The sequence below is a fragment of the Enterococcus sp. AZ071 genome (assembly GCF_050499065.1).
GTDB lineage: Bacteria > Bacillota > Bacilli > Lactobacillales > Enterococcaceae > Enterococcus_A > Enterococcus_A ferrettii.
In genome coordinates this window covers 428,787-453,717 of sequence record NZ_JBIPAS010000001.1, presented here as the reverse complement: position 1 = coordinate 453,717, position 24,931 = coordinate 428,787, and the positions used below count along the sequence as shown (strand labels likewise).

At 38.8% G+C, this 24,931-nt stretch carries 26 protein-coding genes and 1 other annotated feature; of the genes, 4 read left to right on the top strand and 22 right to left on the bottom strand.

The window, feature by feature from the left end; genetic code table 11:
* Nucleotides 1–38: 38 nt before the first annotated feature.
* From IGI49_RS02165 to IGI49_RS02140, 6 genes are all read right to left on the bottom strand, one after another.
* Entirely contained in the window at nt 39–3,872 is a 3,834-nt protein-coding gene (locus IGI49_RS02165; RefSeq protein ID WP_429963173.1) for a WxL domain-containing protein, read from the bottom strand.
* Nucleotides 3,862–4,215 carry a hypothetical protein gene (locus IGI49_RS02160; RefSeq protein ID WP_429963172.1) on the bottom strand — a complete coding sequence of 118 codons (354 nt, stop codon included), beginning with the start codon at nt 4,213–4,215 and terminating at the stop codon, nt 3,862–3,864. The genes IGI49_RS02165 and IGI49_RS02160 overlap by 11 nt, the downstream gene beginning before the upstream one ends.
* Before the next feature lie 32 nt (nt 4,216–4,247).
* The gene (locus tag IGI49_RS02155; RefSeq protein WP_429963171.1) at nt 4,248–5,300 is read right to left on the bottom strand and encodes a DUF916 and DUF3324 domain-containing protein; all 1,053 of its coding nucleotides are present in this window, start codon (nt 5,298–5,300) and stop codon (nt 4,248–4,250) included.
* Nucleotides 5,301–5,323: 23 nt separating this feature from the next.
* Entirely contained in the window at nt 5,324–6,046 is a 723-nt protein-coding gene (locus IGI49_RS02150; protein ID WP_429963170.1) for a WxL domain-containing protein, read from the bottom strand.
* Between the two features lie 16 nt (nt 6,047–6,062).
* Entirely contained in the window at nt 6,063–6,755 is a 693-nt protein-coding gene (locus IGI49_RS02145; RefSeq protein WP_429964953.1) for a WxL domain-containing protein, read from the bottom strand.
* Nucleotides 6,756–6,941: 186 nt separating this feature from the next.
* The gene (locus IGI49_RS02140; RefSeq protein WP_429963169.1) at nt 6,942–7,376 is read right to left on the bottom strand and encodes an NUDIX hydrolase; all 435 of its coding nucleotides are present in this window, start codon (nt 7,374–7,376) and stop codon (nt 6,942–6,944) included.
* A gap of 137 nt (nt 7,377–7,513) precedes the next feature.
* Here IGI49_RS02140 and gloA point away from each other — a divergent pair, with 137 nt between their 5' ends.
* Complete coding sequence (gene gloA / locus IGI49_RS02135) at nt 7,514–7,885, top strand: lactoylglutathione lyase (protein ID WP_207703436.1); 372 nt, start codon at nt 7,514–7,516, stop codon at nt 7,883–7,885.
* A gap of 41 nt (nt 7,886–7,926) precedes the next feature.
* Here gloA and IGI49_RS02130 read toward each other — a convergent pair whose 3' ends face one another.
* The 10 genes from IGI49_RS02130 to IGI49_RS02085 are packed head-to-tail and all read right to left on the bottom strand — an operon-like array spanning nt 7,927 to nt 17,801.
* On the bottom strand, nt 7,927–9,291 hold the full coding sequence (locus tag IGI49_RS02130; RefSeq protein WP_429963168.1) for a TrkH family potassium uptake protein: 1,365 nt from the start codon (nt 9,289–9,291) through the stop codon (nt 7,927–7,929).
* A 25-nt stretch (nt 9,292–9,316) separates the two neighbouring features.
* Entirely contained in the window at nt 9,317–9,949 is a 633-nt protein-coding gene (locus tag IGI49_RS02125) for a V-type ATP synthase subunit D (RefSeq protein WP_207703434.1), read from the bottom strand.
* An 8-nt stretch (nt 9,950–9,957) separates the two neighbouring features.
* Nucleotides 9,958–11,334 (bottom strand): V-type ATP synthase subunit B, encoded by a 1,377-nt coding sequence (locus tag IGI49_RS02120; RefSeq protein WP_010755955.1) that lies wholly within the window; start codon nt 11,332–11,334, stop codon nt 9,958–9,960.
* Nucleotides 11,327–13,108: a V-type ATP synthase subunit A gene (locus IGI49_RS02115; protein WP_429963167.1), complete on the bottom strand. Its 1,782-nt coding sequence runs from the start codon at nt 13,106–13,108 to the stop codon at nt 11,327–11,329. Before IGI49_RS02115 ends, IGI49_RS02120 begins: the two co-directional genes overlap by 8 nt.
* A gap of 13 nt (nt 13,109–13,121) precedes the next feature.
* A complete protein-coding gene (locus IGI49_RS02110) occupies nt 13,122–13,433 on the bottom strand; it encodes a V-type ATP synthase subunit F (RefSeq protein WP_207703432.1) in 312 nt (103 codons plus the stop codon).
* Nucleotides 13,423–14,418, bottom strand: coding sequence for a V-type ATPase subunit (locus IGI49_RS02105; RefSeq protein WP_429963166.1), 996 nt, complete (start codon nt 14,416–14,418; stop codon nt 13,423–13,425). Before IGI49_RS02105 ends, IGI49_RS02110 begins: the two co-directional genes overlap by 11 nt.
* Before the next feature lie 10 nt (nt 14,419–14,428).
* Entirely contained in the window at nt 14,429–15,016 is a 588-nt protein-coding gene (locus tag IGI49_RS02100; protein ID WP_429963165.1) for a hypothetical protein, read from the bottom strand.
* A 13-nt stretch (nt 15,017–15,029) separates the two neighbouring features.
* Nucleotides 15,030–15,503: a V-type ATP synthase subunit K gene (locus IGI49_RS02095; protein WP_429963164.1), complete on the bottom strand. Its 474-nt coding sequence runs from the start codon at nt 15,501–15,503 to the stop codon at nt 15,030–15,032.
* 17 nt (nt 15,504–15,520) lie between these two features.
* Nucleotides 15,521–17,491, bottom strand: coding sequence for a V-type ATP synthase subunit I (locus IGI49_RS02090; protein ID WP_429963163.1), 1,971 nt, complete (start codon nt 17,489–17,491; stop codon nt 15,521–15,523).
* Nucleotides 17,478–17,801: a hypothetical protein gene (locus IGI49_RS02085; protein ID WP_429963162.1), complete on the bottom strand. Its 324-nt coding sequence runs from the start codon at nt 17,799–17,801 to the stop codon at nt 17,478–17,480. The genes IGI49_RS02090 and IGI49_RS02085 overlap by 14 nt, the downstream gene beginning before the upstream one ends.
* 52 nt (nt 17,802–17,853) lie before the next feature.
* Nucleotides 17,854–17,900 (bottom strand) — a sequence feature (sodium ion sensor (DUF1646 type); this cis-regulatory element may regulate processes involved in with the transportation of sodium ions).
* Nucleotides 17,901–18,038: 138 nt separating this feature from the next.
* Between IGI49_RS02085 and IGI49_RS02080 the strand changes: the two genes are divergently transcribed.
* From IGI49_RS02080 to IGI49_RS02070, 3 genes are all read left to right on the top strand, one after another.
* Nucleotides 18,039–18,764 (top strand): gamma-glutamyl-gamma-aminobutyrate hydrolase family protein, encoded by a 726-nt coding sequence (locus IGI49_RS02080; RefSeq protein ID WP_429963161.1) that lies wholly within the window; start codon nt 18,039–18,041, stop codon nt 18,762–18,764.
* Nucleotides 18,765–18,908: 144 nt separating this feature from the next.
* Nucleotides 18,909–19,589 (top strand): ABC transporter ATP-binding protein, encoded by a 681-nt coding sequence (locus IGI49_RS02075; RefSeq protein WP_429963160.1) that lies wholly within the window; start codon nt 18,909–18,911, stop codon nt 19,587–19,589.
* Nucleotide 19,590: 1 nt separating this feature from the next.
* Entirely contained in the window at nt 19,591–20,865 is a 1,275-nt protein-coding gene (locus tag IGI49_RS02070; RefSeq protein WP_429963159.1) for an ABC transporter permease, read from the top strand.
* A gap of 45 nt (nt 20,866–20,910) precedes the next feature.
* On the opposite strand, the gene IGI49_RS02065 is transcribed toward IGI49_RS02070, so the two are convergent.
* From IGI49_RS02065 to IGI49_RS02040, 6 genes are read right to left on the bottom strand one after another with little or no spacing between them, the layout of a single operon-like run.
* Nucleotides 20,911–21,732 carry an aldo/keto reductase gene (locus IGI49_RS02065; RefSeq protein WP_429963158.1) on the bottom strand — a complete coding sequence of 274 codons (822 nt, stop codon included), beginning with the start codon at nt 21,730–21,732 and terminating at the stop codon, nt 20,911–20,913.
* 60 nt (nt 21,733–21,792) lie between these two features.
* Nucleotides 21,793–23,049, bottom strand: coding sequence for an ABC transporter permease (locus IGI49_RS02060; protein WP_429963157.1), 1,257 nt, complete (start codon nt 23,047–23,049; stop codon nt 21,793–21,795).
* Nucleotides 23,042–23,941, bottom strand: coding sequence for an ABC transporter ATP-binding protein (locus tag IGI49_RS02055; protein ID WP_429963156.1), 900 nt, complete (start codon nt 23,939–23,941; stop codon nt 23,042–23,044). Before IGI49_RS02055 ends, IGI49_RS02060 begins: the two co-directional genes overlap by 8 nt.
* A gap of 27 nt (nt 23,942–23,968) precedes the next feature.
* On the bottom strand, nt 23,969–24,433 hold the full coding sequence (locus IGI49_RS02050) for a DUF6442 family protein (protein ID WP_429963155.1): 465 nt from the start codon (nt 24,431–24,433) through the stop codon (nt 23,969–23,971).
* A 17-nt stretch (nt 24,434–24,450) separates the two neighbouring features.
* Nucleotides 24,451–24,702: a hypothetical protein gene (locus IGI49_RS02045; protein ID WP_429963154.1), complete on the bottom strand. Its 252-nt coding sequence runs from the start codon at nt 24,700–24,702 to the stop codon at nt 24,451–24,453.
* Nucleotides 24,699–24,905 (bottom strand): helix-turn-helix transcriptional regulator, encoded by a 207-nt coding sequence (locus tag IGI49_RS02040; RefSeq protein ID WP_429963153.1) that lies wholly within the window; start codon nt 24,903–24,905, stop codon nt 24,699–24,701. Before IGI49_RS02040 ends, IGI49_RS02045 begins: the two co-directional genes overlap by 4 nt.
* Nucleotides 24,906–24,931: the final 26 nt, after the last annotated feature.

Below are 24,931 nucleotides of genomic sequence, written 5' to 3'. Positions count from 1 at the left end.
AAACTCGATGCATGTCTTGGGTAGCATCAAGTTTTATTTTATTGTGCAGGTTCACTTACCAAAGCCCATTCAATTTCAGTTTGATAGGGTTCCTCCGTTTTTACTTGGCCTTTAGGAATAGTTAAACTCACGTCTTCTGCTTTCCACTGCAAAGTAGAAATTTCTTTACCTGATTCGGTCATATTATATGCACCAAAAATTGTTTGTCCCTGGGTTTCACCGGAGAGAACAATTTCTTTGGCAAACATTGTTTTTTCAGCAATTTCAGGCGACATTTTACTATTTCTAGCAATACCTCTTGGAATAATTAATTCTGCTCCTTTAATTTCATGGCCGTTCGTCGAGCGAAATGGCTTGATTTGCTGAACCTTTAGTTGCCAACCACTTTCTTCAAGACGTGCATCCGAAACCTGTACCCACTGTTTATCTAATAGGTTTCCTGTAGTGGAAAGTGCGGGTAACGCCTGGTAGGTTTTGGTGTCAAATTGTAGCGGTACACTACCAAATCGAAAGTCATTAGGAATATAGTCTATCCGTAATTCCCCAGTTTTTGCAGTTCCTTCATTTTCTTGTCCATTCTCTGGTCGAGAGCCTGGTTGTGGATCATCAGGATTAACAACCTCCGGAGGTCGACTGGCGTCAATACGAATCTCAACCTCCTGTGACAATCCTGATTCAATCTGAGCGTGTTCAGGAGCAACCGTTAAGACTACTGTATAGATTCCTGGCCTATTTTCCAATTCTGAGAAGTCATACTTGATATGCTCTGTTAATAAGATCTGTTCAAAATCTTGCAGACGATAACTAATAGCTTGAATAGAGTCTTTCACTAATTGCTCGAAGTCATTGTGATTAAGTTCTTCAATCTCAAAATAAGAAAGCTTTACGTCATTCCCCATTAACAAATGACCAACATCATGAACGATCAACTGACTCTCAACCACTAGTTGATTCCCCGCATCGTCTCTTAACAAGACAGATATGTCATATTCTCCAAATTGGTGCATATATTGCTGTAGTTGAGCAATTAGTTCAACAAATTCGCTATGGATGGCCGTACCGGGATTCAAATCACTTCGATTTGCAGTAAAGTGTTCAACTCCTGGCAGTTCATCTCCCACCACAGCATGAACTTTTACTGCTTCACCTTCTGGAGCGGTAGTATCCAATACTGTTACCTGATTGGTGTCAGATTTTCCGTCCTTAAAAGCATACGCATGGATAATATTTCCAGCAGTAAAAGTGGGGGATTCTTCGGAAATAGTGAATTCAAAATTCCCAGTTTCATCTGCCTGAACCGTATATGGAAGAGTCATCTCATCCAACGTTTCTCCTGCTTCCACCTCCACTGGGCTCTCTACTAAATTCTTATCAGCAGGAAAGCTTATCTGGCCGTTTGAAACAATTGTTTCGCTCATCCGAACAAATGCATTTGGATTAGTTTGCCCTTTAATAACTTTTGAATTTTCATCACTAGGATTATCAACCGGCTGATTAGAAATTACTGCATCTACATCAGGAATAAATTCGAATAATAAACGTTGAAATCCTGTAGTCTGTCCCGTATCAAAATTTTCTAAAAATTCCTGACGAATTGCCGAGTTAACCGAACGACCTTGAAGGTTACTTCGATCCACATTATTCGTTCGATAAGGAATTTGCATATCAAACATTGGAAACCAATCATAACTCGGTTCTCCTTGTTTACCTCGTTCCCAGGCTTTAACCCGTTGCACGTCCACCTCGAATACACCATTATTGCCACCCATATTAATTAATGCTCGATTATTTGCTGGAATAGATAAGAATTCCAGATCTACACTTTTTGCATCACTAAATATAAATTCTGAGTTTGTACCAAAGTTTAATAAGTAATGTGCTCGACTACCAACACCGTCAGCTCTAAGATTGAATGTCCCTAAGCGCCCCACCTTAAATTTAGCATAATTTCCAGTACTAAAAATGTTAGTAGCAGCTGAACCACGATTTGTTGAGACAATGTCAACGACCCCACCTTCTAGACCACGGTTTGGGTCTTCTTCCTTAACCTCAAAAGTTACTGGATTTGATGAACTACCTCTGTCTAAGTCAACCATTGTTCCGGTTAAGCCATCAGCCTGAATGGTTAATTCTGCCGCCGCACCAATCAAAAACTGACTTTGATCACCAGCACTTATTGCTTTTGCTGCTGCATTACCCTGCAAATTCATATTTACCTTAGATTGCGGCTTCAAATCAAAAAGACTATAATTCCCTGTAGAAATTACGGAATTTGTTCCTTGGATATTTTTAATATCGAAATTAATTTCTGCTCGTTCTCCTAGGTTAAAGGTACTGGAATTTCCAATGCTGATAATATCTCTCAAACCAGAATGACTGTCTTTGTAAACGCTCATTTTACTTTCTTCGTCCATAATAAACTCATTATTACTTGACATGTTTAAAATACCGTATTGATCTCGTTCACTTCTATCTGAGTGGTAACGATAAGAATAATTAACAGTCGAATGTTTCTTCATATGAAAAGTCCCATTTAAATCAATACCGTAGCCACTTGCCTCACCTGCTACCGTACTAGATTCATGTTTTGCCTCTAAAATAACATCCGCATGTTCGCCAATAACAACATTCCCACCATTCGAAACTGCTATATTTCCTGAATTTTGAGTACTTCCCAAAAAAGTAGAACCATTTAACATTTCGAAATTTTTTATTTGTAAATTTGCTTGCCCACTGTAGTTCGTCGTGTGTTTTTCATTATCAACAGGTGAGACGTAAGAAGTTACTATATCGTTGACTACGTCTCCTGAAAATTTCACATCCGTACTAACTGCGTAAAGCATTTGACTACCGATGTTAGAATAGTTATGAAAAACTTGAGTTGATCCATTTCCAGCAGTTCGGGCAGTTAATGGACCATAATAATTTCTCGAGTAAGCAGTTAAATTCTGGACTGCCATATGCCAAGTTCCTCCACCAAGCCTAAATGATGTTCCTCGAAAATCAATGGTATGCCCATTCCCTTCAATCACAACTTCTCTATTTCCATTATTAGAATTTTGCAGAGGATTATGATTGTTACTAGTACTAAAATCGACCACAAAATCATTCATTATATTAAAGACAACGATATTAGGGTTGTCCCAGGCAGCTTGAAAGTCTTCTTTATTGTAAATTAGTTTAATTTGTTCACGGGAATAATTTCTTAGATCTTTTTCGCCAGTTTGGAAGTTTGACAACTCTGATTTACTAGAAGGGCTTGGGTATTGATACGTAGCAAAGTATTCGTCTAAAGCATTAACTTGATCTGTTTCTACTTCTTCATTAACAGCTTCAAATGGTACAGGTGCTTTTCGTTCTTTCAGCGGACTCATTTCGAGTTCATTCACTACTTTTTCATCTTCACTTATTACTGGTTCCTCATCAACTAAAGCATCTTGTGTCTGTTTTCTAATAGTTAATGGATGTGAAAATAACGGCAGCTCACCACTTTTTTCCATTTGTAAATCAAAAGTCGTTCCTTCATCTATTTTAGGATGCAAACGAAACTGCAACTCGCCTGAAATATTTTCTTTATTTAAACCAGTGAATACAATTTCCTGATCTTGCTGAACTACTTCTAGTTCTGATGAAGCTCCTTGATATATAATACCTTCAGGCACCACCATGCGATAACTGCTCTCTTTGGGCAATGCTTCGACTGCTTGATCAGTGACTACTAAAGAAAATTCATCAACTACCCAGGAATCTGCTTTTCCTGCTAACGTAATAGTTAATGTATCTATAGTCTCGCCTATTCCTTTTAAAGGCAAAAAAAGAAAAGCAGGTAAGAGCAGGATAAAAGTAAAAAAAAGTGCACTTTTATGTTTCAATTTTTTTCCTCCTCTTTTCTTTTTCCAGTAGTAATAGACTAAGTAAAAGTAATAGTCCTCCCCAATGCCAATGATTCCGAGCAAAATTTGTTTGTGGATAAAAAGAGGCAGTTTTATCACTTTTTTGATTTTGTGTTTGTGTTGTTCTGTTATACTCTGTTTTTTGTTCCTTTAAACTAGATTCACCTTGCGGTCCCACTGGTTGATTAGGCTGTGGTGGTTCAAGATCAGCCCAACCTTCCAATCGAATAGCTCCTTGCGTTTCTGCAGCATGTGTCTGAGAAACACTTACAGAAAAAAAGCAAGCAAAGAGACAAAATATTAAAATTTTTACTGTTTTCATTGCTTGACCTTCCTTTTAAAACGAACAATTTTCTAAGCAGTATGTTTTCGTTTACGAATTAATAGAACCAGTAAAATCAGAATTAGAATTGCTAAAGCAAGGATGACATATAACAACCAGTTGGTTGGCTGCTCAGGGTCATTGAGAGCTTCTTCATTTAATTTCTGAGCATCATTTGCAGTTATTGTAAAATCTTCGTTCCACTCCCACCTTTGACTGGTCCATTTAGGGTCATCACTTGTGGCAGTTAATCGCATCGTATAGTTACCTGGTTTTAACGGTTGCTCGTTGAGAAAAACGGGATAAGCAAAATTTGAGTTAGGTGCCATAATCATTCCGTCAGACTGATTTTCATACAACACATCGAATTTTTCTTTTTCAGTGATCTTTGCTGTAACGGATAAACTTCCTACAATAGCTGGACGATCATTTTGCAAGTTGGCATTAATTACTTTGCGATAATTGTTTAATCCGGTAGTAACAGTCAGTAAATTCATATTGGGTTCTTCAATTTCTTGTTGAACAGTCATTTTAATGGCCATGGCATAACTATATTTATTATTGATGACAATGCCTTTTTCGTCACTGTCAGTGCTTTGACCTTCCTTTTCAAAATACCATGAACCTAGCAAGACACCTGATTCTACGTCTTGCGGAATATTGATAGTAGCACGCACCAGCTTTTCCGATTGGGGAGCAATTTCAGTTTTAGTATCTGAAGCGGCTACTTCAACCAATTCCGAAACAGAGTGCTTTAAACTACGATCAAGCTCCACCGGTTGCATCGTATAGTTAATTTCTCCATTACTATTGGTAGAGGCTGTAAATATTTTGGAAACGACAACGATGGGCTCGTTAGTGGGGTTTACTAATTTTGCTTCAATTGTTCGTTCTTCGCCTGGTGCTACAGACAAATCATAAAATGAGCTGGTGCTGTCTACCTCGTTTCCCGGGCTCACCTTTTGTACACTGTAACCCACACCTTTATTAGGGCTTTCTTCTGCATAAACATTTGTTGGCAAAATGATAGCTCCTATCAAAGCAAACAGCAAAGCAACAAACCCTACACTATTTTTTTTACCCATCGTTATCTCATCCTTTTATTTTATTATTGTTCTGGCATTGCAGAAAGTGTCCAATTTACAGTTGATGTGAAGTTACCAGTTTTGGCGGCTCCTTTACCAATCGTCAGTTTTTCTTGACTAGCATCCCAAACATAAGTAGATGTGGCCTTACCATTATTTTCTTCCGCACTAAAGATGGATACTGCTCCACTGCCATCCTCAGCTGCAACTGGGATTTCAAATTCTGTATCACTATGTGTTAACGTATCTGTAGCGTCTGCTCCGAGCATGCTATTACGTGCAGTACCAATTGGTAATGTCAAAGTTGCAGCAAGTTTTCTTTCTGCTGCTGCTGAAGTATCTTCAAACTCGGTACGACTTACACTTACATTCCATCCATGGATATCACTACGGTTATCAGTGATTTGTAAATAGTGTATACCGGTTAGTGTTGAGTCATATTCTCCACCCATCATGTCTACCTTATGGGTACCGAAATCAAAACGTGCTGGATATACATCCAATGAGAGTGGTCCTAAATTTTCTGTATCTTCGTTATCTGGTTCATCTACGGGAACTTGAGGATCAAGTGGTTTTTCTGGATCTAGCGGATCAACAATTTCTGGCTTCTCATTGTTTTCCGTAAATTCAATTGAAGCCGTTCCGTTTTCTGTATTGATTACTTCTTCAGCAAAAGAGGTTACGCTGCCTGCAGCTACTATGCTCCCTAGTAACACTGTACTGATCAATAATTTTGTTTTCTTCATGTTTATTCTCCTCCAATTAATAAACTGCATCAGCAGTTAATGTCCAAAGTATCGTATTTTTATAATTTCCTTGTTTGGCCTGCTTGGCTGGAATTGTTAAGGCGACGTCATTGGACCGCCATTTTAAGATAGATGTTCCTTTTCCAGCAACTGGACTATTTGGATAAAATATCTTTTCTTCTTCTAAACCAATTTCCACAGCTTTACCTGTCAATGTTGGATCAATCTTTGTTGTATCATGGTTCAGAGTGTTTCGTGCTTCACCAGTCGGAATATGTATCAGTGACCCTTCCAAAACATTATTCTCACTAGTCAAATAGCCTATTTGCCTGACACTGACTACCCAACCAACTACATGCGCATCTCGATTATCGGTTACTTGGATATATTGGTCCGAATTTTCTGCACCCACCCCCTGGTAAATGTGAGCCGTTTGATACATTTCCTGTTGCCCAAAGTCAAAGGTCTCTGGTGCAACATCGAGCGACAACGGTCCTATGTTTCCAGTCACCATGTGATCTTTCTCAAATTCACTTGATGGATAGAGTGGGTTGGTCGGATTATCTGGATCTTTAGGTTCGATAGGGTTTGTATTCTCTACTAATTCCAAATAACCTGTTGTCTTGCTAATGGATTGTATTTCAGCATATCCAAGACTTACACCAAAGTTTCCAATTAGCAAGATACTAACGCATATACTTGCTAACATTCTTTTCACATATTATCCTCCTTTATGCATATTTCTTTGATATATTATTAGAATAGCAAGTAATACTTTTTTTAAGTCTCACTATTTTTAGAGTTTAATATGATCTAGAAAATTCTTGAGATTCTAAAGCTATTTGCCACAAAAAAAAGTTGTTAAGTGATGATAAAGCTCACTTAACAACTTTTTTTATTTTGTTAGCCATTTTTTTACAGCCCACTGATGACTACCCCGCTTTAGAAGATCAAGCCCTTTTTCAGGAGTAGTCCAGATACTGCGACTTTCTTTTTCTAATGGTTCTCCCACCTTTTTCCATTCACTAGCGACAAAAAAATAGCCTGGATTATAAAAGTAAGTATCTCGATGTCTAGAATAAAAGAATTCACAAGCTTCGCCTAAATAATCTGACAAGACAACCTGGAAACCCAGCTCCTCTAACATCTCCCGGTCAATGGCTTCTTCCTTGGTTTCATCACCTTCTATCTCTCCACCAGGTAAAAAATAAGCACCATTAGGAGCCTGGACGAGGGCAATTTCATTCTTCTGATTATAGATAATAGCGTAGGCTGCATAACGAGCCTGATACTCCTTTTCAGCTTCCTTTACACCGAAAATTGGGGTCATTGTTTTCGCTCCTTAGATTGATTTAAAATTAGTTTACATTAAAAAAATCTCATAAACAACACTTAAGCAAAAACAAGGCATCTTTGCCAATTTATGTTATGATAAATTTAACTTATTAGGAAAGGTTGGATTTTTTTATGAAAATGGCTCACACTTGCGTTCGCGTGAAAGATCTAGACGCGTCTGTTAAATTTTACCAAGAAGCGTTTGGTTTTGAGGAAAGTCGTCGTCGTGATTTCCCTGAAGCTGAATTCACTTTACTCTACCTAACCCTACCAGGAGATGATTATGAGTTGGAGTTAACTTACAACTACAACCATGAGTCTTACGATCTTGGAAATGGTTATGGGCATATTGCGATTAGCTCCGATGACATTCAAAGCTTGCATGAAAAACATCAACTAGCAGGTTTTAATGTAACTGATATGAAGGGGTTGCCTGGCACAGAACCCTCATATTATTTTATTACTGATCCCGACGGTTATAAAATTGAAGTAATTCGAGGGTAACAAAAAAGGAAGTGACTCCAGAATGGTTCACTTCCTTTTTCTTATCCCACAATAACCGTCTCTTCCGGGTATTTGTAAGTGCCATGTGTCTTATCTTGAGCCAGCCGCATAGAAATAGAGAAGCCAACAGTCAGAATCCCGACACGCCCAACATACATCAGAAAAATGATCAGCAGTTTGCCGAACAATGTTAAATCAGGTGTTAAGCCCATTGTCAGACCAACTGTTGCAAAAGCTGAAATTACTTCAAACGCAATGTACTCAATCCCTGAGGTTTCTGGAATCCCTTCAGTAATTGATAAAATCATTGTCGAAGCAACACATAAAGACAGGGTGATGAAAAACAGGGACATTGCTCGGAAAACAGTTGCGGAACGAATTGTTCTGCCACCCAATTCTGCATGCTGTCGTCCCTTGAGCATAGATATTGTTTGAATAATCAATACTGCTAAAGTGGTTGTTTTCAATCCACCTGCGGTTGAACCTGAGGTCCCGCCAATAAACATTAAAATGATCGTTAGTAAAAGTCCGGCCTGGCTCATTCCCAAATAATTAATTGAGAAATAGCCTGCAGTACGAGGTGTCACCGCCATAAAAATTGTATTGGCAAAGCGCTCCATCCCGTTACTTCCCGCTGCCACAGAAGACGCATTATGTTCAGTAAGATAAAACAGCAATGTACCACCGACTAATAAAATAAAGGTCATACCCAGTGCAATTTTGCTGTGTAAGCTTAACTTTCTTCGCTTTGGAAAGCTAATTACATCTTTCCAAACATAAAAGCCTAATCCTCCAGCAATAATTAAACTAGAAATAACCAATAATACATATGAATTTGATTGAAAACTAACTAAGCTGTCTCCAAATAGATCGAATCCTGCATTACAAAAAGCCGATACAGAATGAAACACTGCATACCAAATTCCCGAAAGCCAGCCATATTCTGGAATAAAATTGATGGCTAATAATACTGCACCCACAAACTGAATGATGGCAGCCAGCCGCAAAATGTGCACCATCAGATTCATAACCCCAGACATTGCTTCCAGATTCAATGCTTCTTGAAGCACAATTCGAGTCTTTAAACCAACTTTCCTACGAAAAACCGTAAAGAACAGAATTGGCATCATCATAAAACCAAGACCACCCAATTCAATCATCGTTAAAATGACCACTTGACCAAAGAAATTCCAATGGTCGATCGTAGTTAACGTAGTGAGTCCAGTCACACAAGTTGCTGAAGTTGCTGTAAATAGCGCATCAATAAAGTTGGTTGCTTCACCAGAATTACTGCTAATGGGTAATGATAATAATAAAGCCCCTGCTAAAATTATCAGCATAAACCCTACTGCCAAAAATTGTAATGGATGCAGTCTAAATTTTGTCAATTTATTTTTTATTTCCATGATTTCTTCCTAAAAAAGGGCACCACTAGGTGGCACCCATATTTTTTACCTTAATCATGCGAGTCACTTCCGCACGTTCGTTTTCTTCTAATTTCATCTTAATAAAGTAGATGGTCTCTTCCAATTGAGGAATAGTCATATACTCTAAAGCATTCACTCGTCGACGCGTCTTCTCGATCTCCTTTGCCATTAACTGACAAGTTTTTTCAATCTCGGTCAACTCCAAAAGCTTCGGCAAAATGCCTGTAAAACGATCAATTGACTGATCCAATTCTTCATTTGAATTCAAAAATCCATACTCCAAAGGATCTTCAGATAAATTAGTGTCATGTTGGAAATTCATCACTGGCACCTTTACGCTCATGACGTCTTTTTCAATCACATCCAAATCAACTTTTTCCTTTGGTACAGCTAATAGTTCGTCAATATATTTATCGTTAAGCATGGCATCTGCTAGAACAAAGGCACCCATTGCTGATTGCAGCTCCTCTTCAACCTCCGAGCGAAGAATATCATTCTTCTTAATCAGTAAAATAAATCGGCGCATCAATTCATCTTGTTTGTCTTTTAAGAGTTTGTGTCCCCTAGCAGCTGTTGTCAACTGTTTTTTTAAACGAGTAAGCTCCATTCGAGTTGGATTAACATTTAATTTTGCCATGAATCAGATCAGACTCCTTTTGATAAATGTTCATCCAGCATATCGTCTTTGATTCGCTTCAATTCCGTTCGTGGAAGCATCGACAATAGTTCCCAGCCTAAGTCCAAGGTTTCGAAAATAGTCCGGTTGGTATAAAAGCCTTGATTAACATATTCATTTTCAAAACGATCTGCAAACTTGGCATATATTTTATCCACATCAGACAAAGCAGAATCCCCTAAAACGACCGCCAGTTCTTTTGCCTGTTTTCCTTGCGCATACGCAGAGAACAGTTGGTTCATTGTTGGTGCATGGTCATTACGAGTTTTTCCTTCACCCGTACCTTTATCCTTAAGACGGGATAACGAAGGCAATACATCAATTGGTGGTTGAATCCCACTTTTATCTAAGCTGCGAGACAAAATAATTTGTCCTTCAGTGATGTATCCTGTCAAATCGGGAATTGGATGAGTGATATCTCCTTCCGGCATGGTAAGAATCGGAATTTGAGTAACAGAGCCTTTTAATCCGCGAATTCTTCCCGCACGTTCATACAAAGTAGCCAGATTTGTATACAAGTATCCTGGATAACCACGACGACCTGGAACTTCGCGACGAGCAGCAGAAATTTCACGTAAGGCTTCACAATAGTTAGTCATATCAGTCATAATAACTAACACATGCATGCCTTTTTCATAAGCCAAATATTCTGCAGCCGTTAAAGCCATTCGCGGAGTTGCAATTCGTTCAATTGCAGGATCATTAGCCAAATTCATGAAAACAACTGAGCGATCAATCGCTCCAGTTTGTCGGAAATCTTCCATAAAAAACTCAGCTTCTTCAAAAGTAATACCGATTCCTGCAAAGACAACTGCAAAGTCATCGTCGGAGTTTAGTACGTTAGCTTGACGAGCAATTTGGGCTGCCAATTCTTTATGAGGCAAACCAGAGCCAGAGAACACTGGTAATTTTTGTCCCCGGACTAAAGTATTCAAATGATCAATTGCTGAAATTCCAGTTTGAATAAACTCATCTGGATAGTCTCTAGAAACTGGGTTGATTACTTCACCGTTAATATCAACCTTTTTCTCAGCCAAAATTTCTGGTCCATTGTCTTTAGGACGTCCTAAACCATCAAACACTCGACCAATCATATCTTCAGAAACACCAAGCTCTAATGGATGCCCCAAAAAACGTGCTGTAGAATCTCTTAAATTGATTCCGCTAGTACCTTCAAAGATTTGTACCAATGCTTTATCTTCGTTAACTTCCAAAACTTGACCACGACGAATTTCACCGTTGCTCATGCGAACTTCCAATAGTTCTTCGTACTTAATACCTTGTACTTTATCCACTGCCATCAAAGGACCGACCACTTCACTGATCGTACGATACTCCTTAATCATTGGTCATTCCTCCTTCAGCAATGATTGATTGAATTTCAACTGTAATATCTTGATTAATTTGATCCAAAATCTCTAATTCAGCTTCTGCAATGTACTTGCTTCGCGCAATTCTATCTCGTAGAGTAACTGTTCCGTCAATAATTTCTTTCAGGTAAGCTCCAAGCTCCAAAGCTCGCTGTCCTTCTTTATTGAAGGTCAAGATATTATTCAGCATTTTGAATTGCTTTTCTCTTGAAGTGAAGGTATCCACATCATCAAAAGCATTTTGCTGCAAATAGTCTTCACGAATTTGTTTGGCAACCTCAAGAGTTAAACGATCTTTTTCCGATAAGGAATCAATCCCGACTAAACGTACAATCTCGCTTAACTGTGATTCTTCTTGTAAAATGCGCATGCCATCAGATACCATTGCTGACCAGTCACCTTGCATTGCATTATCCAAATATTTTCCTACCTCAGAAGAATACAATGAATAGCTGGCAATCCAATCGACTGATGGAAAATGGCGTTGCTGCGCCAAGGTGGCACTAAGACCCCAGTACACTTTAACCACACGTAAAGTATTTTGCGTTACTGGTTCAGAAGTATCCCCACCGGATGGTGATACCGCACTAATAGCTGTAATTGATCCTTCACGACTTCCTGCACCTAAAGTTAGCACCCGGCCTGCTCGTTCATAATACTCAGCTAATCGACTACCTAAATAGGCTGGATAACCTTCATCCCCTGGCATTTCCTCCAAACGTCCGCTCATTTCCCGTAAAGCTTCTGCCCAACGTGAAGTAGAATCAGCCATAATCGCAATGTTGTAGCCCATATCACGGAAGTACTCCGCAATCGTAATCCCTGTATAAATAGAAGCCTCACGAGCTGCTACTGGCATATTAGAAGTGTTTGCAATCAGAATAGTCCGTTCCATCAAGGATTCTCCCGTTTTGGGGTCAATCAGTTCTGGGAATTCATTCAAAACATCTGTCATTTCGTTGCCGCGTTCACCACATCCTACATACACAACAAGATCAACGTCGGCCCATTTAGCGATTTGATGCTGCACAACTGTCTTGCCAGCTCCAAAAGGTCCCGGCACAGCTGCTGCTCCCCCTTTTACTACTGGGAAAAAGGTATCAATAACCCGTTGACCAGTAATCATCGGGGCTTCTGGATTTAATTTTTCTTTTACTGGACGACCACGACGAACTGGCCATTTTTGCAGCATAGTAAACTCTTTGTCACCTTCACCTGTTTCTAAAACATAAAGCGTTTCATCAATTGTAAATTCACCTGAAGCGACTTTTTTAACTTTTCCGCTGACACCAACAGGGACCATAATTTTATGATTGATCAATTTAGTTTCTTGAACAGTCCCAATAATGTCACCAGCTGCAACTTCTTTACCGACCTCAACGACTGCCTCAAACCACCATTTTTTTTCATGATTCAATGGTGGAAGCTGTACGCCACGAGCTAAAAAATTGCTGTTAGTTATCTCTTTGAAAGTATCCAATGGTCGTTGAATACCATCAAACATTTGCGAAACAATCCCTGGTGCTAACTCAACGGATAAAGCTTCTCCAGTCGTTTTTACTGGTTCACCAGGTCCAATCCCGGCTGTTTCTTCGTATACCTGAATCGAAGCAACATCACCGCGCATCTCAATAATTTCACCGATAACCCCCAAATCACCGACATAACAAATATCTTGAATGGCAGCTTCAGCCATGTTTTCGGCCATAACTAGGGGTCCGGAAACTTTGATAATTTTTCCTTCTTGCAAATTGATTGCTCCTTTATAAAATATTCTGTCCAACTGCTCGTTCTACCTGATCTTGAATCATTTGCTTGCCAATACCCAACGTCCCTTGATGATTAGGAATAAGGACAATTGCCGGAATGAGCGCTTCTTCGTATCGCTTAATTGTATCTGGAACAAGCTGTGCGTATTGCTCGGTAATGTAGATAACGCCGTACTTTTCACGAGCCATTTCTTCAATGATTCGACGAATTTCGTTCGCCTGCTTCGTTACTCGAACATCGAAATTAAAGAGTTTAAAAGGAAGGACAGAATCCTTATCTCCGATCGCACCAATTTTATGCGTCATAAGTCTCTCTCATCCTCTCTCTTAGGTGTTCTTCAGAAATCCCAACGCGCTTTCCTACTATAACCAAACGTAAATTTTTGATCTCAACTTCTTTAGCATTCAACAAAGCTAATAGCGGTAATGGACCAAAGGCCTGCACCTGTGCCAGATCGAAGCGTCGGGTTAAATAATTATCGCGAATTTTCTCTAATTGAGCCAAGTCAATTGTTCCATCTTGAACCAAAGGCGCAATAACTTCCGTATAGTCTGTCGTAAGTAGAAACTCTGTAAAACGCCCCATAGATTCTTCGATTACATCCAGCAAATCCTCTTTAGGAATGCTTCCTTGGCTTGAAAGAACCGTAGACATAAAGCCTTTACTGCGCTTTTGCTTAATTCCACGACCCATCATAACAATATTAGTAAAATCAATAAAGCTGATGATTTCATTCAACAAATCCGTCGAATTCAATTCTTCTCCTAGCGAACGCATGCACCGTAGATAATCCCGATCAAAAATAATATCAATCCCCTGCAGGCTGTTAGATTCAGTAAAATGCTCTTTAACTTCTTGCACACTTGCTAAAATAGCTGCCGGCATTTCACTGGCTGTACCAGTCTTTACAGCACTTTTGATCTGATCTAATGAATAAAAGCCATCATAAATATATATATCATCAAAATTTTCATCTAATAGCTCGGCTTTAGTCATCGCCTTCAGATTATGGAAGGTAAAACGCATCGTATACGCCCAAACAATTTTTGGTTCAGGTGCAATAACTACTAATTCTTCAATCAGTTTATGTTGCTCATTAGCCAAACCTGCCTCAAAGTTATCTTCGAAATTATCATTGATGTATTCAGCATAAACTGTTGTTTTCAACAATTCGCCTACTTCTTGAATATTTTTAGCTTGAATCATACGTTCCATTAACTCAGTAGGAATCAATTCCATCTCTTTTAAACGAATCAGCGGATTTAACTCATGATAACTATATGGTTTCATCTAAATCCCCCTATGCGAAAAATTCCTGTGCCAGTTCATAACTCATCTCAGACTGAATATCCTGCACTAGAGTGCGGAACAAGAAGTTATATTGCACGCCATGATCATTAATGACAAATCCAGCTTGATTTTTCAGTAAATCATCACTTACAACCAGCTGAAAGGGCAAGACTTTATTCTGTTCAGCAATCCATTCCTTAGAAAAAGCAGCCTGCGATTTCTCGCCGCAGATAAATAGTACCTTTCCGTCAAGTCCGGTTAAGTTAACTAGTGCTTGCTGCCCAAATGTCTGCTGTTTTTCTACGTCCCATTGCTCCATTGCTTCAATTGCATCTTCAAATAGAAGCTCCAAAAAGGTTTGCTTCTGATTCAAGATAGCCTGTTTTGTTTCGACTTGTTGACGATTCGCCTGTTGCTTATATTTTTGATTCAACGTCTTCAAACTTTTTTCCAGACGTTTCTCATGATCCATTTTTATTTCTGTTAAACTCGCTTGATACTCTTGTTCAATTCGTTGCTGTTCATTTGCTTTTAGCGTTTGTCGTTCAGCCGCAGCTTGCTCATCCAGTTGCTGAATGATTTTTTCAATTGCATCCATAGTCAACGACTCCTTATACTTGACCAACAAGTAAGAATGAAATAACGAAGCCTAAGATGGCATAGGTTTCAACCATCGCAGCAAAAATGATCCCTTTTGTTGCATGCTCAGGTTTTTTTGCTAAGATCTGAATACCAGCAGCAGCAACTTTTCCTTGGGCAATTCCTGAAAATAAACCCGTGAAAGCAATTGGTAATGAAGCGCCTAAGTAGCCTAAGCCGTCAATCATTGATAGATCACCTGACGACATATTAGTAAAGATCAAGAAAGCAATAACGAAGCCGTACAGCCCTTGGGTACCAGGCAGCAATTGCAAAATCAAGGCTTGACCAAATTTATCAGGTTGACTGGTGGTTAAAGCTGCAGCCGCTTCCCCCGTCATCCCAACACCCTTTGAAGAACCGATTCCTGAAAAGATTGTTGCTGTTGCCATTCCTAGAATTGCAAAAATAATACCGCCATTATTGTTGATTAAGTAATCGATCATCGTAAAAAATCCTCCAATTATTTTTCTTTTTGTTCAATGTTTACATACTTCTCTTCTGTTTTCAAAGGTGCAAACGGGCGTCCGCCCCCTTGATAAAACTTGCCAAAAAATTCGACATATTGCAAACGGGCTCCATGCACGTAAGCAGACAATAAGGATAAGAATATATTCAATCCATGCAGTGCAAGCATCAATAGAATACCAACTGAGAATCGAGCGATCGGTGGCATAAAGCCAACCAGCATATTAAAAGCTGCTGCGATACTTCCACCAGATATCCCTAAAGCCATCAGACGCGTATAACTAACTAAATCACCAATGTATCCGGTTATACCATAGAGATTGTAAGCACCTCTAGCTAAACCTTTTACTTTCGAAGCAGATCGCATCATAGGAACAAAAACAATCGCCAAGGCACTTAAGACAGCAATTACTACACCCGTAGTCATCAAGCCTTGATTTCCTAGTAGCATTTGACCACCAGCAGCCATGATAATTCCAATAAAAATACCCTGCCAAGCAAATCCATCTGAAATCGCGCTGAGGTAATCCTTGGCTTTAATATTCTCAGCAGCAGCTAATCCTAAGCCAACAAAGATTTGAATCACTCCGAAGACAATTGATAAAATCAAAATTGTGATAACATCCTCGCCAGTGGACAAAATCGGCTTATAAGGCAATGCAAAGCCGAAATATGAATTATAAACTAAACCCCAGAGAATCGTCGGAATCGATAAGATTTGGAAGAACTGCATAAAGCGGGTCATTCCACGGGGCAATATTTTTGTTTTTAGCACAATCGTCGTAACCAAAAACATCAAAGCGCCATATCCAGCATCTGCTACCATCATGCCAAAGAAAACGAAGTAAAAAGGAACAAACCATGGGGTCGGATCTATCTCGTGATACGTCGGCAAACTATACATTTCTGTTAACATTTCAAAAGGCTGAACCAGTTTATTATTTTTTAACTTAATGGGAATTTCCGTCGCAATTTCGTCTACTGTTGGTTCTTCCAGCTCCAAATAAATATTTTCCTGTCCAACTAATTCAGCAATAAACTGCTGAAAATTCTTACTAGAATCCTCAGACACCCAGCCTTGTAAAACAAACAACTGATGAGTTTGAATGTAAGAATCCTGTACCATTAGCCGATTTTTTCGAGCCAACAACGTTTCCTCTGCCCATTCCAGCTGCTCAATATTTACTCGTTTTTGACCAATTCGCTTAGCCATTTTCTTTTGATCGTCATATAGGTTGTGCAATTCTTTAGAAATAGCTTGCAGGCGGACCTTAGGTAATTCCTTATAAGGATATTGATAACGAACAATCCCATAACTATGGATTCGTTCACTGATAAGCGAGTGGTCCGCATTCAAGTAGATCAAGCTGAAACAAATTTCCGATTCTCCACGATACAGCTCTTCTAAATAAATTGCCTCCTGCTGCTGCATCGATGCTTTGAAATCCTCCCAAACAACTTCATCAATCGCTCCCAGCAAAACATTCGTCAAGCTGGATTTGTAGTCACTTGGAATGACATCTAAATACTGCCAACGAGAGAGTTTACTTTCCTCATCCGTCAGCTCACGAATTTTTTCTAAGTTCCGGTTAAAACGATCCTCTAAAATTCGGATCTCACGTAGCTCTCTATCCAACTCTGCTTCATCGAACTTCTCTTCCAATTGCTGTAAAGTCAAAATTTTTCGTTTTAAATGGAATCCTTTATCCTTACTGCTGCCATGATGATCAATAAAACGGATGGCGTTGGTCAGTTCTTCAATCCTAAAATTAATTGCTTGAACCTTATCTTGATGACTCTCGGGTTGGTAATCGCCGAAAAAAGCTTCAACCCATTGATTATTTTCCGTTGCTTGAAAAACATCACGGACTTCTACTTCTTGAAATCCTTGAACAGCCTTCAAAATTTCATCGCTTCGACTGGCCTCGGCAATCAAGGTCAGTTTTTTCATTTTACTGACTGCCATACTGTGCAATCACCCTCTCGATAATTTTTTGCATGGCGTTTTTTTTCAAGCGCTCATAGTTTGCCTGCATTTGCTCTTTTGCTGCTGCAGCATCCTTTTTCAAGGCTGCATTCTCTTGCTCCAACTGTACACGTAAAAAGTCTTCACGTTCAGTAATGATTTTGGCAGATTCACTTTGAAGCTCTTTTTTCTTTTCTTGAACAATCTGGCCTTTTTCGCTTTCTTTACGCTGCAGCCTTTCTTGCAAGTCTTGCTTCAATTGTTCGTTCTTCGTTTCAGCTTCTTTAATTCGCTGCAAAGCCTCTAACATTCAAGCTCCTCCTTTAATTCAAAACAAAAAATGGGCGCAAACATCCAAAGCGTTCTTCTCACCCCTTGAAGAACAGATCCTTGAAGCTTGCGCCCAACCATTTTAAAAAAATATACAATTTTAAGTATACCAGAAATTCAGATTGAGTAAAAGTCAGTTCCAAAAAGAAAGTCGATTTCTTGCTTTCCACTTAGGGTTATGTTAAGAATTAATTATTACAAAAAAGGAGTTGCATATATGATCAAACCGATCGTTGGTATTGCTGCCAATAAACATTATTTAAGTAATCAAGATTTTTTTAATCAACCATTTACATATAGTCCACAGGGCTTTGTTGACGGGATTCATCAGGCAGGCGGTTTACCTCTTCTATTGCCAATTGGAAGTCCAGAATTCGCCGCTGACTATGTTGAAAAAATTGATAAGCTGTTACTTCCAGGCGGACAGGATGTAAGTCCTTGTTTATATGAGCAAGAACCTCGTCCAAAGTTAGGTGTCACCAGTATTGAACGGGATAGCTTTGAAACCGCCTTAATTAAAGAAGCCATTAAACAAGGCAAACCTATTTTTGCAATTTGTCGCGGTTTTCAATTAGTGAACGTTGCTTTAGGTGGTACGTTGTATCAGGATCTTTCAGAATACACTGACTGGCAGGTGAAGCATGATATGTATCCAACTCCTCCTGCCTTTGCTTTACACTCCATCACAGTCAAAGGAGATTCTTTTCTGGCAACGCTCTTTGGTGAAAAGGCTCAAGTAAATTCCTACCATCATCAAGCAATTGATCGTTTAGCTGAAAGCCTAGTTCCAATTGCTTGGTCGGAGGATCAAATTATTGAAGCAGTGGAAAGTCGCGAAGCAAACACTAAAATTTTAGGTGTTCAATGGCATCCGGAACTAACACATACCACTGATCCAAAAGAGCAAGGTTTGTTTGATTACTTTGTTCAATCTTTTGAATAAACAGAGGCCGCCAGCTGATTAACCAGCTGGCGTCTTCCTTTTTAAGACCGAGAAAAAGATACAACTTTTGTCCCATTCTATTTCCTCTTCACTATGGGAAAATCTTTTTATAACTATTGTTATGAGATAAAAGGAGGAAATGGATTGAAGGTTATTGAAGCAGTAAATGTAAAAAAAACATATGGTTCGGGAGAATCAGCGTTCCATGCTTTAAAAGGGGTTAGTTTTAGTGTAGAGAAAGGTGAGTCGGTCGCGATTGTCGGAAAAAGTGGGTCTGGAAAATCTACCTTAATGCATATTTTAGCATTATTGGATCATCCAACTTCGGGAGATATTTTCTTAGTTAATCAAGATCCTAACAAAATGAAAAAGTCTGCTCTTAATACAATGCGGAATCAAACCTATGGATTTGTCTTTCAGCAATTCTTTATGAATCCCAAGGACACAGTGCTAGCGAATGTATTGCTCCCTTTAAAAATTGCTGGTATAAATACTCGGCAACGAAAGCAAATGGCAATGGATGCTTTGAAAGCTGTTGATTTGGCGGATAAATGTAATAATAAGGCGAATGATCTGTCTGGTGGACAAAAGCAGCGCGTTTGTATTGCTCGTGCTTTGGTTAACCAGCCTGAAATCATCTTTGCAGATGAACCTACTGGGAATTTAGATTCGACGACAGGGGAAAAGATTGAGGAATTACTATTCAATTTAAACCGAGACAAAAATATCACCTTGATTATTGTCACCCATGATTCGGAACTAGCAACAAGGTGCGATCGCCAAATTCATATTAAAGATGGCCTAATCGTCGGGGAGGCCTCTTAACATGAAATTATTTGATATTATCCAATCAGCAAGCTCAAACTTATGGCGCAATAAAGGGCGAACGATTCTTACAATCGTCGCCATTTTCATTGGTGCCTTTACCATTTCCCTCACTAGTGGTGTAAATGCCGGAGTTAATGACTACATTGATAAACAAATTGATGGTGTTGGTGGTGAAGATCAGCTGATGATATCACCTAGTCCTCAATCGATGGGAATGTCCAATAATGAACCACAGGAATACGATCCAGAGGGAACTAGCAATAGTGATGGCGATTATATGACCGATAAAGATATGGAAATAATTCGTGGCATGTCGAACATTAGTAAAGTCGAACCCTTTCATTTTCTAGCAACTGATTACGTGGAAGGCCCCAACGGTAATAAATTGATTTTTTCAGCTGCCAGCCAATCAGACATTCATATTGATTTAGAGGCTGGTCGACAGGTCAGTGGGAATGCCAACGATTATGAAATTAATTTGGCCCCTGAATTTGTTAAAGCTTTAGGCTTTTCTTCAGCTAAGGATGCTTTGAACAAAAAAGTGACACTTGCTGTTAGCAGTCAAGCAACTGGAAAACAGCAATTGATTGAAGCAACGATTGTCGGTGTACGAAACGTTAGCTTGGTCCAACAAGGACAATCCATCACTAGTAAAGCTTTATCTGACAAGATTGTTGCGACTAACGAAGACGGTTTACCAGATTCAATGAAAAATAACTACACCATGTCTTTTGCAACCATGAAGAAAAACCTGTCTGAAAAACAAATAACAGCTCTAAAAGATCAGCTAGAGGATAAAGGGTATGGATCAATGACTGTTGAAGATGAGATTGGAATGATCCGTCAAGTTGTTAATGCTATTACTGGTGTTCTCACTATGTTCGGTGCAATCGCCTTGCTGGCAGCAAGCTTTGGAATTATTAACACCTTGTATATGTCTGTCCAAGATCGAACCCGAGAAATCGGCTTGATGAAAGCCATGGGAATGAGCGGCTTCAAAGTATTTTTAACCTTTAGTATTGAAGCTTTGCTAATTGGTTTTTGGGGTGGCCTATTAGGCATCGGTGGCGCTGTAACCGCAGGACATTTCCTAAATGAGTTGGCTGTCAGTACTTTTCTAGATGGCTTAACTGGCTTTACTTTGATTCAATTTTCCGTACCAAGTATGGTAATTATTATTTTAGTGATTATGCTGATTGCCTTTCTGGCTGGGACTTTCCCAGCAAATAGAGCAGCACGCTTAGATCCAATCAATGCTTTGCGTTATGAATAAAAAGAATAGGCTGTCAGCAAAATTGCTGACAGCCTTAATTGCGATTTAAAAATCAAAATTGTCTGGATCTCCACCGAGACGTTCATCAATGTTCATTTCATCAATTTGTTTCATTTCTTCATCAGTTAGTTCGAAATCAAAAACATTGAAGTTTTGTTGAATGCGATCTTCATGAACCGATTTTGGAATAACAACAATATCATTTTGCAAATGCCAGCGTATAATTACTTGTGCCGCTGATTTGTCGTGTTTTTTACCAATTGATACAAGGGTTTCATTTTCTAAAATTTTTCCTTGTCCTAGTGGTGACCATGCTTCAATCGCAATACCCTCTTGTGCTAAGTATTTCCGAAGAGGAACTTGTGTTAAGGTTGGATGCAATTCAATCTGGTCAACCATTGGTTTGATCTTGGCAGTTTTCATTAATTCCTCAATATGGTGTTGATGGAAATTAGAAACACCGATAGCTTTTGCCCGGCCACTCTCATAAATTTCTTCCATCGCCCGCCAAGAATCGCTGAACTTGCCTTCAACTGGCCAGTGGATCAAATACAAATCAACATAGTCTAAGCCCAAGCGTTCTAAGCTGTCATTGAAAGCTTGGTGAGCCGATTCATAGCCTTGATCGCTGTTCCAAAGCTTAGTAGTAATGAATAAGTCTTTGCGGTCAACACCAGATTCTTTAATTCCTTTACCAACGCCTACTTCATTTTTATAAATAGCGGCTGTATCGATCAAATGGTACCCAGCTTCAATTGCCCATTTTACAGCATCAGTTGCTACATTATCTTCTACACGCCACACACCTAAACCTAAACGAGGCATTTCAGTACCGTTAGCAAGTTGCTTCATTTTATCCATGTTCATTCCTCCTCTTTCTTTTCTCATTCTGGAACTGTTTAGCTCATAGGTCAACTATTTTGTTTATTATTTTCGACGTTCATTACGCATAATTGACAGGGATTGCTTCAAGGCGCTGAAGGTCCCACCTTCACTGTAGACCAAGACATTCGATTTATACAATTGGGCTGAGAATAATGTTAATACAACGGTAGTCACTAACAAAATTCCTAGCGACACTATAGCTCCAGAAAATTGAACAGTATTCGTTGCTAATCTTAATGGCATGCAATAAGAAGAAATGAATGGAATATAGGAAGCAATTTTAATAATTATATTATTTGGACTTGCAGCTCCCAAAACCAATCCAAGTATATAGCCAATCATAGACAAGTACATAACTGGCTGAATTGCTTTTGCTGTATCTTCAGCTTTATTCACTAATGATCCGCATAGTGCGGACAATACAGCATAAATAAATATGCCCACAAGCATAAAACCGACAATCACAAGAATATTTTTACCTAATAAACTTTTGATAGATACATTACTCAAGAAAGACTCGACCATGGGAGTATTTTTAAATTGCTGATACGCTACAACTAATGCTATCCCGTATATAGCTAATTGAGTAAACGCAACAAGTAAAATACCTAACAGCTTTCCGTAATAATGCGTCTTGGCTTTCATACTCGAAAGCAACACTTCCATGATACGAGTTCCCTTTTCAGAAGCAATTTCCTGCGAAATAATCGATGAGTAGGTCATAATAAAGACAAACATGATAATTGTTGTCAGGAAGCTCAAAATCATTTGAACACCTGCATCCCCTTCATCATTCTTCATCTGACCGTTCTCAAAGCTAACTTTAGCAGCTTTAAACTTAGCGGGTTCTACCACTTTTTGTACCTGTTCAGTTGTTAGAGAAAGATTCGAAGCTCGTACACCTGATTGGATTTGATTCAAGACTTGTTGAATTCCCAGTTCAGTAGAGGACCCTAGTGACGAAGTACTATACAATTTTCCAGAAACATTTCCATCATTTAAATCCAGCTGTAAATAGGCATCAATTTTCTCGTCTTCCAATTGTTTTTGTGCTTCTTTTTCGTTATCAATTGAAGAAAATGTATACTCCCCAGAATCACCTTGTTCAAATTGCTGAGCCACTGCTGGTTGATTGGCTACCACGCCAATCTTATTGATATCTGTCATATCGCCAAAGAAATATTGGGCCAAAAAGAAAATGCCCATCACAAGAAAAGGTGCCAAAATCATAATAACAAAGGCGGCTGACTTCACATTTTTCTTATACACGTCTTTGACGATAATTCCTAATTTACTCATTTGGTTCACCTGCTTTCCATTTGAAAATCTCTTCCAGAGTAGGTGGTTGCTGATTAAACATCGGGATATAACCATCTTTAGTTGCCAATGTAAATATTTTTTCGCCAACTGTCGGATTAGCCAAAGTTAAGTCGAAGCTACCATCTTCGCGTTGATGAATATCTCTGATTCCATCAAAGCTACTTAGCTGTTCTTCTGTTAATGGTGAGGACAGATAGAGCTTCGTCCGTCCGAACGAAGCGCGGATGTCACTAACTTTACCATTTAGCACCGTTCTCCCGTCCCGCAACATAATTAGATGGTCACATATTTTCTCAACATTATCCATGTTGTGACTAGAAAAAATGACACAAGAACCTTTTTTCTTTAATTCTAGAATACCATTTTTCAACAACTCAGCATTAACTGGATCGAGTCCACTAAATGGTTCATCTAAGATAACCAGCTTTGGCTCATGAATTAAGGTAGCAATCAACTGAACCTTTTGCTGATTTCCTTTCGACAACGATTTTACTTTATCGGACTTTTTCCCTTTTACTTGAAATTTTTCCATCCATTCGTCGATTTTTGGTGCGATTTCTTTCCGGCTTTTACCACGTAGTGAGGCAAAGAATAATAACTGTTCTTCGATTGTGACTTTGGGATACAGTCCCCGTTCTTCAGGTAAATACCCAATAATATCGTAATCTTTTTCTTTAATTGGCTGTCCATTCCATAGCACGGTCCCGGTATCATTTGTTAAGAAATCCAAAATCAGACGGAAAGTTGTCGTTTTTCCTGCTCCATTTTGACCAATTAGCCCCAAAATTTTCCCATCTTCAATCGTGAAAGATAAGTCCTCAAGAGCTTTATAGTTTCCAAAGCTCTTACTTAAATTACTTACGGTTAACATTTCTTCACTCCTCTAATTTTCTTTTAATTAACTTTTTTTTCGATAATACAGATAGGCAATTAAATACGCTGCAAAGAAAAGAAACAGCAAACTAACTGCTATCTGCGTCATAAGCGGATGTACAAAGCTTCCAACGACACTCAGAATGATAATACTCACGATTAAAGTATAGGTTCCTAATCGATATGCTTGGTTGATAATCTCTTGATTTCGTTCATCCATGACTACAATCCGCTGTTTACGCAAAAGCTTTGGATCGTTCATCGTTCGTCGATTTTTCATAATATACAAAACGAGAATCAACGTCAGTGAACTAAACATACCAGTCAAAAAATCAACCGTATGGCCACTTACTTTGATCTCCAGCCAATTGGTACCGACATATAAAAATAGTGTACACAGAATAACAAAAACAATAGCTGCTAGATACCAAAAATTTTTTTGGCGTAAACGATTCATGTATTGCTTATCTGCTTTGGATAAAGTTTCCATCTATTTATTCTCCTTATCTACTGATTCAAATACCGCTTCATAATAAATTGGTTTCTAACGATATAGACTACTAAAACCAACGTTAGTGAACTAAACAGGCCAGAAAAGAAATCTATGAAGTTACGATTAATTGTTAATCCTAACCAATTAGTTGCGCTATAGTAAAACATCGTACAAAAAAATATGAAAAAAATTACTTGTAAACAACGATGATTTTTACTTTGCAAATGGCTCGCATTTTGTTGGTTTACTTTTGGTACCTTACTCATTCTTCATCCTCCTCATCAAAAATGAAAATTTCTTCGATCGTTGACTCGAAAAATTGCGCGATTTTATGAGCTAAGAGCAAGGAAGCATTATACCGTCCACTTTCCAAGGAAATAATCGTTTGGCGAGTTACCTCGAGATGATCAGCTAGTTCACTTTGGGTCATTTTATGTGCTTTACGCAATTGCTGAATTCGATTTTGCAAATGATCCCCTCCAATGTATAGTTCCC

What these genes read in the sequence shown, in the direction of transcription:
- IGI49_RS02160 (WP_429963172.1), bottom strand. Translation starts at nt 4,215, where the DNA reads ATGAAAACAGTAAAAATTTTAATATTTTGTCTCTTTGCTTGCTTTTTT.
- IGI49_RS02155 (WP_429963171.1), bottom strand. Translation starts at nt 5,300, where the DNA reads ATGGGTAAAAAAAATAGTGTAGGGTTTGTTGCTTTGCTGTTTGCTTTG.
- IGI49_RS02150 (WP_429963170.1), bottom strand. Translation starts at nt 6,046, where the DNA reads ATGAAGAAAACAAAATTATTGATCAGTACAGTGTTACTAGGGAGCATA.
- IGI49_RS02145 (WP_429964953.1), bottom strand. Translation starts at nt 6,755, where the DNA reads ATGTTAGCAAGTATATGCGTTAGTATCTTGCTAATTGGAAACTTTGGT.
- IGI49_RS02140 (WP_429963169.1), bottom strand. Translation starts at nt 7,376, where the DNA reads ATGACCCCAATTTTCGGTGTAAAGGAAGCTGAAAAGGAGTATCAGGCT.
- gloA (WP_207703436.1), top strand. Translation starts at nt 7,514, where the DNA reads ATGAAAATGGCTCACACTTGCGTTCGCGTGAAAGATCTAGACGCGTCT.
- IGI49_RS02130 (WP_429963168.1), bottom strand. Translation starts at nt 9,291, where the DNA reads ATGGAAATAAAAAATAAATTGACAAAATTTAGACTGCATCCATTACAA.
- IGI49_RS02125 (WP_207703434.1), bottom strand. Translation starts at nt 9,949, where the DNA reads ATGGCAAAATTAAATGTTAATCCAACTCGAATGGAGCTTACTCGTTTA.
- IGI49_RS02120 (WP_010755955.1), bottom strand. Translation starts at nt 11,334, where the DNA reads ATGATTAAGGAGTATCGTACGATCAGTGAAGTGGTCGGTCCTTTGATG.
- IGI49_RS02110 (WP_207703432.1), bottom strand. Translation starts at nt 13,433, where the DNA reads ATGACGCATAAAATTGGTGCGATCGGAGATAAGGATTCTGTCCTTCCT.
- IGI49_RS02105 (WP_429963166.1), bottom strand. Translation starts at nt 14,418, where the DNA reads ATGAAACCATATAGTTATCATGAGTTAAATCCGCTGATTCGTTTAAAA.
- IGI49_RS02100 (WP_429963165.1), bottom strand. Translation starts at nt 15,016, where the DNA reads ATGGATGCAATTGAAAAAATCATTCAGCAACTGGATGAGCAAGCTGCG.
- IGI49_RS02095 (WP_429963164.1), bottom strand. Translation starts at nt 15,503, where the DNA reads ATGATCGATTACTTAATCAACAATAATGGCGGTATTATTTTTGCAATT.
- IGI49_RS02090 (WP_429963163.1), bottom strand. Translation starts at nt 17,491, where the DNA reads ATGGCAGTCAGTAAAATGAAAAAACTGACCTTGATTGCCGAGGCCAGT.
- IGI49_RS02085 (WP_429963162.1), bottom strand. Translation starts at nt 17,801, where the DNA reads ATGTTAGAGGCTTTGCAGCGAATTAAAGAAGCTGAAACGAAGAACGAA.
- IGI49_RS02080 (WP_429963161.1), top strand. Translation starts at nt 18,039, where the DNA reads ATGATCAAACCGATCGTTGGTATTGCTGCCAATAAACATTATTTAAGT.
- IGI49_RS02070 (WP_429963159.1), top strand. Translation starts at nt 19,591, where the DNA reads ATGAAATTATTTGATATTATCCAATCAGCAAGCTCAAACTTATGGCGC.
- IGI49_RS02065 (WP_429963158.1), bottom strand. Translation starts at nt 21,732, where the DNA reads ATGAACATGGATAAAATGAAGCAACTTGCTAACGGTACTGAAATGCCT.
- IGI49_RS02060 (WP_429963157.1), bottom strand. Translation starts at nt 23,049, where the DNA reads ATGAGTAAATTAGGAATTATCGTCAAAGACGTGTATAAGAAAAATGTG.
- IGI49_RS02055 (WP_429963156.1), bottom strand. Translation starts at nt 23,941, where the DNA reads ATGTTAACCGTAAGTAATTTAAGTAAGAGCTTTGGAAACTATAAAGCT.
- IGI49_RS02050 (WP_429963155.1), bottom strand. Translation starts at nt 24,433, where the DNA reads ATGGAAACTTTATCCAAAGCAGATAAGCAATACATGAATCGTTTACGC.
- IGI49_RS02045 (WP_429963154.1), bottom strand. Translation starts at nt 24,702, where the DNA reads ATGAGTAAGGTACCAAAAGTAAACCAACAAAATGCGAGCCATTTGCAA.